We start from the raw sequence: 398 nt of genomic DNA, 5'->3' as shown, positions 1-398 counted from the left end.
GTCTATGCCGACGATCTGCCACGGCTTGCCGCGAGCGTCGCGCATTCGTTCGTTCTGCTTGCTTATGGCTATGTCGCCGGCGCTGTGTCGGGCTTCGTGATCGGCGTCGCGATCGGCTGGTCGAAGGCGGTGGGCTACTGGGTGCATCCCGTGCTGCGGCTGATCGGGGCGCTGCCTGCCACCGCGTGGCTGCCGCTCGCGTTCTTCTTCTTTCCGTCGAGTTTCAGCGCGAGCGCGTTCCTGATCGCGCTGGCGCCGGCGTTTCCGGTTGCCGTGCTGACGTGGTCGGGCGTCGCGAGCGTCGACTCCGCTTACTACGACGTCGCCCGCACGCTTGGCGCGCGGCCATCGTTTCTGATTCTGCGCGTCGCGATTCCCGCCGCGTTGCCGTCCGTGTT

The 398-nt window shown here is 67.1% G+C and carries 1 protein-coding gene; it reads left to right on the top strand.

Annotated elements, in window-relative coordinates; translation table 11 throughout:
* A partial coding sequence (locus VSR34_RS38895; protein WP_342965299.1) for an ABC transporter permease subunit occupies positions 1 to 398 on the top strand: 398 nt, incomplete at both ends.

It is taken from the genome of Paraburkholderia sp. JHI2823, assembly GCF_038900695.1.
Lineage (GTDB): Bacteria > Pseudomonadota > Gammaproteobacteria > Burkholderiales > Burkholderiaceae > Paraburkholderia > Paraburkholderia mimosarum.
The sequence above is the reverse complement of the archived record's forward strand: the minus strand, read 5'-3'. Positions and strand labels throughout refer to the sequence as shown.